The organism is Shewanella sp. SG44-2 (genome assembly GCF_014164215.1).
GTDB lineage: Bacteria > Pseudomonadota > Gammaproteobacteria > Enterobacterales > Shewanellaceae > Shewanella > Shewanella frigidimarina.
This window is the reverse complement of the sequence record NZ_JACJEU010000032.1, coordinates 19,433-30,682: the sequence shown is the minus strand read 5'-3', so window position 1 is coordinate 30,682 and position 11,250 is coordinate 19,433. Positions and strand designations below refer to the sequence as shown.

General features: G+C 41.5%; 13 protein-coding genes. 5 read left to right on the top strand and 8 right to left on the bottom strand.

What is annotated here, in order from left to right; translation table 11 throughout:
* Positions 1-337: 337 nt before the first annotated feature.
* The 8 genes from ruvX to H5181_RS17795 form a co-directional block, all read right to left on the bottom strand.
* On the bottom strand, positions 338-757 hold the full coding sequence (gene ruvX / locus H5181_RS17830) for a Holliday junction resolvase RuvX (protein WP_102036446.1): 420 nt from the start codon (positions 755-757) through the stop codon (positions 338-340).
* Between the two features lie 179 nt (positions 758-936).
* On the bottom strand, positions 937-1,497 hold the full coding sequence (locus tag H5181_RS17825) for a YqgE/AlgH family protein (protein WP_011638298.1): 561 nt from the start codon (positions 1,495-1,497) through the stop codon (positions 937-939).
* A gap of 33 nt (positions 1,498-1,530) precedes the next feature.
* A complete protein-coding gene (yciH, locus tag H5181_RS17820) occupies positions 1,531-1,860 on the bottom strand; it encodes a stress response translation initiation inhibitor YciH (RefSeq protein ID WP_102036447.1) in 330 nt (109 codons plus the stop codon).
* A 335-nt stretch (positions 1,861-2,195) separates the two neighbouring features.
* Complete coding sequence (gene hemH, locus H5181_RS17815) at positions 2,196-3,209, bottom strand: ferrochelatase (RefSeq protein WP_182751659.1); 1,014 nt, start codon at positions 3,207-3,209, stop codon at positions 2,196-2,198.
* A gap of 253 nt (positions 3,210-3,462) precedes the next feature.
* Entirely contained in the window at positions 3,463-3,996 is a 534-nt protein-coding gene (locus tag H5181_RS17810) for a glutathione peroxidase (RefSeq protein ID WP_123776346.1), read from the bottom strand.
* Between the two features lie 128 nt (positions 3,997-4,124).
* Complete coding sequence (locus tag H5181_RS17805; protein WP_011638302.1) at positions 4,125-5,228, bottom strand: hypothetical protein; 1,104 nt, start codon at positions 5,226-5,228, stop codon at positions 4,125-4,127.
* A gap of 238 nt (positions 5,229-5,466) precedes the next feature.
* Positions 5,467-6,579, bottom strand: coding sequence for a PilT/PilU family type 4a pilus ATPase (locus H5181_RS17800; protein WP_123776348.1), 1,113 nt, complete (start codon positions 6,577-6,579; stop codon positions 5,467-5,469).
* Between the two features lie 12 nt (positions 6,580-6,591).
* On the bottom strand, positions 6,592-7,629 hold the full coding sequence (locus H5181_RS17795) for a type IV pilus twitching motility protein PilT (protein WP_011638307.1): 1,038 nt from the start codon (positions 7,627-7,629) through the stop codon (positions 6,592-6,594).
* A 27-nt stretch (positions 7,630-7,656) separates the two neighbouring features.
* Here H5181_RS17795 and H5181_RS17790 point away from each other — a divergent pair, with 27 nt between their 5' ends.
* The 5 genes from H5181_RS17790 (at position 7,657) to H5181_RS17770 (ending at position 11,081) form a co-directional block, all read left to right on the top strand.
* Complete coding sequence (locus tag H5181_RS17790) at positions 7,657-8,343, top strand: YggS family pyridoxal phosphate-dependent enzyme (RefSeq protein ID WP_182751658.1); 687 nt, start codon at positions 7,657-7,659, stop codon at positions 8,341-8,343.
* A gap of 303 nt (positions 8,344-8,646) precedes the next feature.
* Positions 8,647-9,465 carry a pyrroline-5-carboxylate reductase gene (proC, locus tag H5181_RS17785; protein ID WP_182751657.1) on the top strand — a complete coding sequence of 273 codons (819 nt, stop codon included), beginning with the start codon at positions 8,647-8,649 and terminating at the stop codon, positions 9,463-9,465.
* A 235-nt stretch (positions 9,466-9,700) separates the two neighbouring features.
* Positions 9,701-10,249 (top strand): YggT family protein, encoded by a 549-nt coding sequence (locus H5181_RS17780; RefSeq protein WP_182751656.1) that lies wholly within the window; start codon positions 9,701-9,703, stop codon positions 10,247-10,249.
* Between the two features lie 20 nt (positions 10,250-10,269).
* A complete protein-coding gene (yggU, locus tag H5181_RS17775; RefSeq protein WP_182751655.1) occupies positions 10,270-10,584 on the top strand; it encodes a DUF167 family protein YggU in 315 nt (104 codons plus the stop codon).
* A gap of 74 nt (positions 10,585-10,658) precedes the next feature.
* Complete coding sequence (locus tag H5181_RS17770; protein WP_165872337.1) at positions 10,659-11,081, top strand: DUF4426 domain-containing protein; 423 nt, start codon at positions 10,659-10,661, stop codon at positions 11,079-11,081.
* Positions 11,082-11,250 lie beyond the last annotated feature (169 nt).

Here is an 11,250-nt window from a genome sequence, read left to right as displayed (position 1 = left end):
ATCCGCGTAGCGACCTAGCACTTAGAATCTAGATCACTAGAGCGCTACGCTGCTAGATGCTATAAAAGCTAAAAGACCTAGTAACTCGAACGGTACTGGAATCTGGTGACTAAATATTAGCAGCGAAGCTGTTCCTAGAAACCAAGCGCTCTATCCGCGTAGCGGCCTAGTACTTAGAATCTAGATCACTAGAGCGCTACGCTGCTAGATGCTATAAAAGCTAAAAGACCTAGTAACTCGAACGGTACTGGAATCTGGTGACTAAATCTTAGCAGCGAAGCTGTTCCTAGAAGCGAAGCGCACTATCCGCGTAGCGGCCTAGCACTTAGGCTCTAGATTAATACTGGTTTTCGAAATAACTTTCGATAATTAACACAGCTGACACAGCATCAACTTGACCTTTGGTTAACGCTTTAAAACCACCCAATTCAAATAAACGGGCTTTAGCATCTGCAGTGGTCAAACGTTCGTCTTGGGTGGCAATTTTAACGCCAAAACGACCATTAATTCGATTAGCGAATTTTCGAGCTCGTTGAGTCATCTCTTGCTCGGTGCCGTCCATGTTTAACGGTAAGCCGACTACAACGAGATCTGGTTGCCATTCTTTTAATAATTTATCGATATCATCCCAATTAGGGATCCCATCAACCGCTTTAATTGATAATAAAGGTGTGGCGCTAGCTGTAATGGCTTGACCTATAGCGACACCAATACTTTTGGTGCCGTAGTCGAACCCTAAAACGGTTTGTGGTTGCATGTATATCTCTTGGTTTAATTTTTAGAGGACGCTTTAAAAGCAACAGCCTAGAGCGCTTCGCGGCTAGATACTATAAAATCTTAGCAGCGAAGCTGTCCCTAGCAGGACACAGTCCGCCCTAGAAGCGCAGCGCACTATCCGCATTGCGGCCTAGAATCTTAACAGCGTAGCGACCTATTTTAAGCATGACCGACTTGGCTAGACATTTGCCAAATATCAAACCCGAGTTGTTGGGTCGCCATGAGCCACATTTGTTCAGGTTCAACATTAAATAGTAACTCTGGTGTGGCTTTGATTGTTAACCAGGTGTTGTCGGCAATTTCTTGTTCAAGCTGATCTTTACTCCAGCCGGAATAACCTAGTGCAACCACAAAATTTTCAGGCGATTTGTCAGAACCAATTGAGGCTAATATATCTCGAGAAGACGTTAGCATAGTATCTTCGCTAATTTCGGTACTGTTGACCCAATGTTGTTGAGGCGTATGTAACACAAAACCACGTTCGGGTGCCACTGGGCCGCCAATGAGCACTTGACTGTCAAGGGAGAATACAAACTCTGGCGATAAATAGAGTTCCATTTGCTCAAGCAGATCTTCAACCTCTACACCGATTGGACGATTAACCATTAGTCCCATGGCACCTTTTTGATCATGCTCACAAATGTATATCACCGAGCGCTCGAAAAATGTGTCATCTAATGATGGCATCGCAATTAAAAAGTGGTCTTTTAAGCTATCCATATGTTATCCCCAATAGTGTTTTAGCGTTTTGTATTATCCACCCGCTAATTTCACAGTGAAATTCAACTTTTCTAATATGGATTTTATTTGTTCGCGATTGTCAGTTTGTACTTCAATGCAGAAGTCTTTAACTGTACCACCACAGCCACATTGTTTCTTCAATTTTTGCGCTAAGTCTTTTAAGGCTTTTTCATCTAACTCGAGCCCTTTGATCACACTTACGCCCTTACCTTTACGACCTTTACTGTCTTTATGGATCCGCACTATGCCGTCGCCGGTTGGTACTTCAACTTGCGGCTTAGGCTGATCAATGCGACCTTTATCAGTGCTATAAACTAATGCGATATTGGGATCTATTCTCATATTATTTCTTTAGCAATAAAACATTATTTGAGTTTAACAAATCATAAAAGCGGAGGCGAGCAGTGAAAGGCGAAAAAGCCTAGAGCGCTGCGCTGCTAGGACGCTACGCGGCTAGAGGCTATAAAATCAAAATATACAGCAAAGAAAGAGCCGGTGACAAGCGATGACGAGCGAAAAGAGCAACAGCCCAGCCGCATAGCGGCCTAGGATCTTAGCAGCGAAGCTGTCCCTAGCAGTGACGAAGTCACGCCCTAGAAGCGCAGCGCACTATCCGCGTAGCGGCCTAGGATCTTAGCAGCGAAGCGCCCTAGCAGTGACGGAGTCACGCCCTATAATTATAGAAAAGGTTTAACCAGATTTGCCATCATATTGATGTGGTCGTCGTTGTCATTTAGGCATTCGATATATCTGAAGTTCTTTCCGCCTGCATTTTCAAATACATGACGATTTTCACCTTTTATTTCTTCTAAGGTTTCTAGACAATCGGCGCTAAATGCTGGGCAAATTACGGCAATGTCAGTAATACCTTTAGCCGGTAGGCTACCAATTGTTGCATCGGTATAAGGTTGTAACCATTTAGCCTTGCCAAAACGAGATTGGAATGTGGCTACATAATCGTCTTCACTAAAGCCTAACTTTTCTACGACTAATCGAGTTGTTTTCATGCAGAAGCAGTAATAAGGATCGCCTAAATGCAGGTTACGCTCTGGCATACCATGAAAAGACATCACTAGTTTTTGTGGTTTACCGTGTAGATCAAAATTTTTTTGAATAGATGCAGCAAGCGCGTCTATAAAATCGACGTTGTCATGATAGGTATTGATGAAATGCAGAGCAGGAATATAACGCCATTTCATTAGCTCTTTGGCCAATGCATCAAACGCAGAACCGGTTGTTGGAGCTGCATATTGTGGGTACAAAGGCAAAACGACTAAGTTATCGACACCTTGTTTGTGCATAGCTTGTAAAGTGCTCGACGTTGATGGAGAACCATAACGCATCGCTAAATGTACACTTGCATCGTACCCTTGGGCTTGTAGATGTTTGGCTAGTTTGGCTTGTTGATGTTGGCTGATAGCCAGTAAAGGTGAACCCTCTTCGGTCCAGACTTGTTGATATAAGGCAGCCGATTTAGCAGGTCGAATACGCAAAATAATGCCGTGAAGAATAATCATCCATATCAGTTTTGGAATTTCGACTACTCTAGGATCAGCCAAAAATTCAGCTAAATAGATGCGAACAGCTGATGCAGTTGGTGCATCTGGTGTACCTAGATTCAATAGTAATACACCGGTTTTGCCACGAGCTTTATGGCCGGTGTCTTTATCTAGCCCTGAAAATCTAGCCAAAGTATCTTCTCCGTTATTGGTATGGATTTACAAATACAGCTCACTTTGAGTAACGCGTGAGCGTAAGTTAAAATTGTATCGCATTCATTTAAAACAAAAAGAGCGCTAGGTATCGATTTTATCATCAAATTACCCGGTACTCGGCAAATATTTATTTACGCTAGCTAACTCATTTGGGTGTTTCTATTAAGTCACTTTACTTATTAGTAGCTGTATTTAGTCGCTAGGTTAAATAACTCAACTTAACTAACGATTACAAAACTGATTCAATCGCATTTTTCAATTCTTCGCTATCGGGTTTCACACGCGAACTAAATTGCTGCACGGTTTGACCGTCAGGCGAAACAACATACTTATAGAAATTCCATTTAGGTGCGGCACTTTTATCGCCCAAGTATTTAAATACGGAGTTAGCTTCATCGCCTCTAACAGGTGATGTTGCCACCATGGTAAATGTAACACCATAATTAATAAAACAAACATCGGCAGTTTTTGCTTCGTCTTTTTCTTCTTGGAAAAAATCATCTGACGGAAAGCCAATCACCACTAAACCTTTATCGGCATATTGTTTGTGTAATGCTTCAAGAGCTTCGAATTGAGGCGTAAAACCACAGTGCGATGCGGTATTAACGATTAATACTGCTTTGCCTTGGGTGAGTTCGCATAAATTTACGTTTTCTGTTGAGTGTAATTTACGAGCTTCAACATTGAGATAATCAGGACAATTTGCAGCAACAGTACTAAAACTTAATGCCATTAAGCCAATTGCCGTTAGGTATTTAATCATTGTTAATTTGTCCTTTACTCAAAGTTTATAAGAATAGATAAAAATAGGCACCGATAAACGAATTTATCGATGCCTAATTAGGTATCACAGGACTGTACGTAGTACTGCTTTATTCAGATCAAAAGTGATTAGAAGTAAAAACCGATATTGATGTTCAAACGTGAATGCCATGATGTATCACCGTTATTGATACCAACGCCTGCACCATCAACAAACCACATATTTTTACCGGCAATCCAATCTACATAAGAATAAAATTTACCTGCAGTGATGGCTACACCAGTCACATTCTGGATAGAATCATCAAGACCTTGACCCGATGCCATCACTTGGCTGTAATCGTTGTAAAAATTCAAATTAGTGATTGGTCCCCAATCAACGTCAACCGATTTAGCAATGTTAACGGTAGCAACATCGGCTTCAGCAGCAATTTCAAATGGATATTGAAATGCACTTAGCGCAATACGTTCACTGTTGTCTATATCATAGTCATAATGAATATATTGTAATTGTAATTGCCATTTTTTCCAGTCAAGTTGCCAATGCGCTGCAGCGGCAAGACCATTGGTGTCTTCACCCACTACGGTAGCTGCATCAGCCATAAAATCTAATTGGCTGTATTGTAATGAACCACCTAACTTATGAGTGACTTCACCAGAAGTAAATTCTCGCTCAACTCGAGCGTTGATTTGTCCTGCCTCTTCATATGGTGAATCGGCTGTTGTGGCCGCATCAAATGAGTAACGATCATAATTAGAACCGTCGCCAATTTCGTCATTAACAAAATAAGCTAAATCGTAACGCCAACCATCTTGTTCATTTTTGTAATGGATACCAGCATCATAATCATCTTCAAAGCCAAGATAATAAGTTGCGCCGAACCAAAATGAATGGGCTGCATAAGGCAATAAACCAAATGGCACTTGGGTTACACCCACTTGCACTGATTGGGCTTCATCAAATTGATAACCCATGTAGGCATGATGAACTACGTCCATGTTTTCATACCAACGATACTGAGCTGAGGCAAATAGGCCATCTTTGCTCTTATAGTTAACGTCAGCACGGAACAGTTCAAACTCAAGTTTGGAGTTGTTGTCGTAATCTTTCCAACCGTAGTTTACGCGTACTGCACCGCCGATATCGACTTCATCTGTGACTGGTACTGCTGAGGCCGCGAATGGGAACAAGATTAGCGAAGATAAGACGGTGAATTTTTGCCATAACTGCATGAAACATCCTTGAAATAACAATGTTATAAAGCGTGATAAAAATGAGTAACATATAATATTTTTAGTTACTAGATAAATGTTTTAATGTACCCGAGTCATCGCATTCTCTACAACAACAGCAGTAATTATAACAATCATAACGGTCATTATAACAAAAAAGGCCGTAAGATGTAGCTTACGGCCTCTCATAAAAAATGGGTCGATTGATAATCCACTCATTTACTGGCTCAAATCATCACTAATCCATGTCGAGGGTAATGCCTTCCATTGACCCTGAAGAAGCTGCTTCGTTATTTCGCAATTTAATCATTAAACGTAAATCATTAGGCGAATCGGCATGATGTAATGCATCGGCGTAACTAATCTCACCCTCTACATATAAATCTAGCAATGCTTGGTCAAAAGTCTGCATCCCTTGCTCGCGTGACTTACCCATGGTTTCTTTAAGTAAATGCAACTCATTTTTAGCAATCAAACTGGCCACTCGGGGAGTATTGATTAACACTTCAATGGCAGCGCGACGACCAGTTCCGTCAGATTTAGGAATAAGCTGTTGCGCCACAATGCCACGTAAATTTAACGACAAATCAAATAGCAACTGGTTGTGTTTGCTTTCCGGTACTAAATGCATAATGCGATCGAGAGCCTGGTTAGCATTGTTTGCGTGTAAGGTTGCCATACATAAATGACCCGTTTCGGCAAATGACAACGCAAATTCCATGGTTTCTTGAGTACGAATTTCACCAATTAGAATGACATCTGGCGCTTGACGCAGTGAACTTTTAAGTGCGGCATCAAATGAGTCGGTATCAATACCCACTTCACGCTGAGTAACTATACTTTTACGATGGTTATGTACAAACTCAACAGGGTCTTCAATGGTCAGAATATGTCCGCGAGCATGAGCATTTCGATATCCCACCAGCGCTGCCAACGAAGTCGATTTACCTGTACCAGTTCCACCCACCATGATGATAAGACCACGTTTACTCATGACCAAATCTTTCAAAATAGGGGGCAGTTTTAAATCATCGACTTCTGGAATTTGAGTTTCGATACGGCGCATAACACAACCGGCTGATTCACGTTGCCAAAAGGCACTGACGCGAAAACGCCCTAAATCTTTAGCCGCAAATGCAAAGTTGCACTCGCTTGTGTCATGAAACTCTTTCTTTTGGACATCACTCATTAACGACTCAACAAACACTAATGATTGCTCTGGTGTTAATCGATTTTCGGATAGTTGACGTAGCTCCCCGTCAATTTTGGCACTGGGTGGAAAACCAGCAGTGATAAATAAATCTGACGCCTTTTTTTCCACCATCATATTTAAAAACGGACGAACATCCATGATCCCAGTTCCTTAGAAATTAGCTTGTTTATTCGAACTCTTCTGCATCGCATCTTCACGGGTAATTAACCCACGATTGACTAAGTTTTGCAGACATTGATCCAGAGTTTGCATACCGTGAGACATACCCGTTTGAATAGCTGAATACATTTGTGCGACTTTATCTTCACGAATAAGATTTCGAATCGCTGGTGTACCCATCATAATTTCATGAGCTGCCACTCGGCCACCGCCAATTTTCTTGATCAATGTTTGTGAAATAACCGCCTGAAGTGACTCAGACAACATGGTGCGGACCATGCTCTTTTCACCTTCTGGGAATACATCGACCACACGGTCAATGGTTTTTGCGGCTGAGGTGGTGTGCAAAGTACCAAATACTAAGTGACCCGTTTCAGCGGCGGTCATGGCTAAACGAATGGTTTCAAGGTCGCGCATTTCACCCACAAGAATAACATCTGGATCTTCACGTAGTGCACTTCTTAGGGCAGCATTAAAGCTGTGTGTGTGTTTGTGTACTTCACGCTGGTTGATTAAGCATTGTTTGTTCTGATGAACGAATTCTATCGGGTCTTCAATGGTTAAAATATGGTCATGTCGATTTTCATTAACGTAATCGACCATCGCAGCCAATGTGGTTGATTTACCCGAACCGGTAGGCCCGGTTACTAATACTAATCCACGTGGATAACTGGCGATTTTTTTAAATATTTCTGGTGCGCCAAGTTGCTCAAGAGACAAGATTTCAGAAGGAATGGTACGGAATACCGCGCCGGCGCCACGGGACTGATTAAATGCGTTAACACGAAAACGCGCCAGATTAGGCACTTCGAATGAAAAATCGATTTCTAGATGTTCTTCATAGTCTTTACGTTGTTTATCATTCATGATGTCATAGACAAGACTATGAACGCCTTGATGATCTAACGCAGGTAAATTAATTTTCCTTACCTCACCGTCAACGCGGATCATAGGAGAAACGCCTGCTGAAAGATGTAGATCTGATGCTTTGTGTTTTACACTAAAGGCGAGTAATTCAGTGATTTCCATTGTAGAGACATCCAGTTAACCAACATTATGACAACAATAGCAGACAGAATATCAATCGCCCAGAGTAGAATTAGTCAAGCGGCGCAAAAGTGTTCACGTTCATCGGCCGAAATAAGCCTACTGGCTGTGAGCAAAACTAAACCCATTAGTGACATAGTTGCAGCTTATCAAGCGGGGCAACGTCTATTTGGCGAAAACTATGTCCAGGAAGGCGAAACTAAGATTAATGCCTTACAGGCAGATTATCCTGATATTGAGTGGCATTTTATTGGCCCGCTGCAATCGAATAAAACCAAAATTGTTGCCGAACATTTTGATTGGATGCATACCTTAAGCCGCGCTAAAATAGCCCAACGTTTACATGAGCAACGTCCAATTAAAAAGCAGCCATTAAACGTGTGCATTCAAGTTAATATTAGCCAGGAACAATCTAAATCGGGCGTTAATGCTGAAGATGTCGCCACGTTAGCACTTACTATTGCTTCCTTAAGCAATCTTAAATTACGCGGATTAATGGCTATCCCAACGGCAACTGATGACATACAACTTCAACAACAAGAATTTAGCCAATTGAAGCAAATCTTTGACCAACTTAAGCAGCAATACCCTAGCGTTGACACGCTATCAATGGGCATGAGCGGCGACATGGACATCGCCATCGCTAATGGCTCAACCATGGTACGCATCGGCAGTGCGATCTTTGGCCAAAGATAAAATCAACAGCCTAGAGCGCTGCGCTGCTAGAAGCTATAAAATCTATAGCAACAGCCTAGAACGCTTCGCTGCTAGGTCGCTTCGCGGCTAGATGCTATAAAATCAACAGCCTACTCGCGAAGTGACTAAATCAAGCAGCGAAGCTGTCCCTAGAAGCGTAGCGATCCTAGCAGTGACGAAGTCACGCCCTAGATCCTAGCAGGACGTACGTAGCGACCCTAGAAGCGTAGCGTCCTAGGGCTGAATTAGGTAACATACACAGTAATTGGACATAAATTCACTCTTTTATTGGATACAGACTTAATGACTCAAGCAAAAGTATGTTTTATCGGTGCGGGCAATATGACTCGTAGCATTATTAGTGGCTTAGTTAAGCATGGCTATCCTAGTGACCTTATTTACGCAACCAATCCAAGCAAAGGTAAGTTGGATGCGTTGCAGCAAGATTTTTCGATTCAAGTTTCTCACGATAATCATGCAGCCGCACAAGCTGCCGATGTCATTGTGCTAAGTGTAAAACCTCAATTAATGGCGGCCGTTTGTGAAGACTTAAGTTCACTCGATTTAGCCAATAAGTTAATCATCACTATCGCTGCAGGTATTCCAGCATCTCGTTATCAAGACTACTTTAAGCAACCGATAAAACTTATTCGCACTATGCCTAATACTCCAACTCAAATTGGCTATGGTATGACCGGTATTTATGCCGATGACAGTATTTCTGCCGAGCATAAAGCAATTTGCGAAACCTTAATGCAAAGCGGCGGTAAAGTGGTTTGGGTTGATAAAGAACCGGAATTAGATCAAGTGATTGCCCTTGCAGGCAGCTCTCCGGCTTATTTCTTCTTGTTTATCGAGTCAATGATCGCCTCTGGCGTCAACATGGGTATGGCTGAAGACAAAGCAAGACTCCTTGCTGAGCAAGCAGCATTGGGTGCTGCGCAGATGGTGATACAAAACCAACAGTTATCGGTAACCGAATTACGTCAAAATGTAATGTCAAAAGGCGGTACTACGGCTAGAGCAGTAGAAACATTCCAACAAGGCGGGTTAGTTGAATTGGTTGATAAAGCGATGACAAACTGTGTTGCTAGAGCCCAAGAAATGGCTAAAACATTCTAACGTTATGAGATGAACGATTATTTAACTTATGATTAATCCCTTTGGTGTAAAATAGTTGCGTAAAACTGAACTTATAAACACCAAACTTGAGTGATAATCCGTTATATTGGTCACTCAGTAAATCGTATCGTTAAATATTAGCGCAGTTAATTTTAGTACTAATTTACACTCAAATCTGCGCTCTAATTTAAGTACAATATTAAGCACTAAATCACAGCAACGTAAGGCAACATACATGAATGCAATGAGTTTTTTAGTCAACACTCTGTTTGACTTATACCTAATGGTCGTCATTCTTCGTTTTTGGCTACAGCTTGCAAGAGCGGATTTTTATAATCCATTTAGCCAATTTGTGGTTAAAGCGACACAACCGATTATCGCACCAATGCGTCGACTATTACCCTCTGTAGGACGTTTTGATACTTCATCAATGGTACTGGCACTGATTGTCGTGTTGGTCAAAATGTTAGTGCTTACTTTCATTGCAGGGGCAACTGTAGACATTGTTACTTTATTATTATTCTCAGTGGTCTCAGTAGTAAAACAAGCTGGCGTGTTACTTTTTTGGATGTTACTTATCCGCGCAGTATTGAGCTGGTTTAACCAAGGTTATAACCCAATTGTGATGGTGATGACCCAATTAACAGAACCTATTTTAGCCCCTGTGCGCAAAGTACTGCCTGCTATTGGTGGCTTGGATTTATCTGTATTAGTGGTATTTATTGCGATGAATTTCATTAACATGTTGTGCGCGCAATATATTCCTTTTTGGTCAATTATTTAGATTTAGAACAAACCTAACTAATGAATCCAGTAAGCTATATTAACGATGAGCAGCAAGGTGACTTGCTGCTTTTTGTTTATGTGCAACCCAAAGCCAGCCGCGATCAAATTGTCGGTTTGCACGGTAACGAATTAAAAATAGCCATCACAGCACCACCTATTGATGGTAAAGCAAATGCTTATCTGTCTAAATATCTTGCAAAAGCCTGTAAAGTAGCCAAAAGTCAGGTTCATATCATTAAAGGTGAACAAGGTCGTCATAAACAAATTAGAATAAGCCAACCTCAGGTTATTCCGCCAGAAATAGCCGCCCTTTTGTCACCGTTTTCTCTATAATAATGTTATTGCTCACGCCCATTAAGGACAAAATTATGTTTCATTCTCTGCGTTTATCTCGCTCATTATTACACATGTTATTGTTGTCACTCATAACCATCACCAGTATTGGCTATGCTCATGCAGAGCAAAAACTACAAGTTGGTCATTTTGATATTCATTACATGGCGCTCAGTAGCACCTTTATTACTCCTGAAATAGCCAAAACCTACGGAATTGAACGTAGCAGTTATAATGGATTGGTGAACATTACCGTGCTCAATACTAATCTAGAAGGGAACCCTGCTATTCCTGTTGAAATATCAGGTATAGCTAATAACTTACTAGATGCCCGCATAACGCTTGATTTTAAAGAGATCCGTGAAGGAAATTCTATCTATTACATAGCAGAAGTGCCATATCGTGATGACCAAGAGGTCAATTTCACAATTGCCATTAAATACGGCAACCAGCTAAACACCTCATTGAAATTCAAACAAAAGTTCTATGTAGATTAAATCATCGATAAAAAGCCTAGAGCGCTGCGCTGCTAGAACGCTTCGCGGCTAGATCCTATAAAATCAATAGCCTAGTCGCCCAACGACTCAATCTTAGCAGCGAATCAGTCCTTAGCAGTGACGAAGTCACGTCCTAGAAGCAAAGCGCACTATCCGCGTAGCGGCCTAG

Excerpts from the sequence above, each read along its gene's own strand:
- ruvX (WP_102036446.1), bottom strand. The coding sequence starts at position 757 with ATGCAACCACAAACCGTTTTAGGGTTCGACTACGGCACCAAAAGTATT.
- H5181_RS17825 (WP_011638298.1), bottom strand. The coding sequence starts at position 1,497 with ATGGATAGCTTAAAAGACCACTTTTTAATTGCGATGCCATCATTAGAT.
- yciH (WP_102036447.1), bottom strand. The coding sequence starts at position 1,860 with ATGAGAATAGATCCCAATATCGCATTAGTTTATAGCACTGATAAAGGT.
- H5181_RS17810 (WP_123776346.1), bottom strand. The coding sequence starts at position 3,996 with ATGATTAAATACCTAACGGCAATTGGCTTAATGGCATTAAGTTTTAGT.
- H5181_RS17805 (WP_011638302.1), bottom strand. The coding sequence starts at position 5,228 with ATGCAGTTATGGCAAAAATTCACCGTCTTATCTTCGCTAATCTTGTTC.
- H5181_RS17800 (WP_123776348.1), bottom strand. The coding sequence starts at position 6,579 with ATGGATGTTCGTCCGTTTTTAAATATGATGGTGGAAAAAAAGGCGTCA.
- H5181_RS17795 (WP_011638307.1), bottom strand. The coding sequence starts at position 7,629 with ATGGAAATCACTGAATTACTCGCCTTTAGTGTAAAACACAAAGCATCA.
- H5181_RS17790 (WP_182751658.1), top strand. The coding sequence starts at position 7,657 with ATGACAACAATAGCAGACAGAATATCAATCGCCCAGAGTAGAATTAGT.
- proC (WP_182751657.1), top strand. The coding sequence starts at position 8,647 with ATGACTCAAGCAAAAGTATGTTTTATCGGTGCGGGCAATATGACTCGT.
- H5181_RS17780 (WP_182751656.1), top strand. The coding sequence starts at position 9,701 with ATGAATGCAATGAGTTTTTTAGTCAACACTCTGTTTGACTTATACCTA.
- yggU (WP_182751655.1), top strand. The coding sequence starts at position 10,270 with ATGAATCCAGTAAGCTATATTAACGATGAGCAGCAAGGTGACTTGCTG.
- H5181_RS17770 (WP_165872337.1), top strand. The coding sequence starts at position 10,659 with ATGTTATTGTTGTCACTCATAACCATCACCAGTATTGGCTATGCTCAT.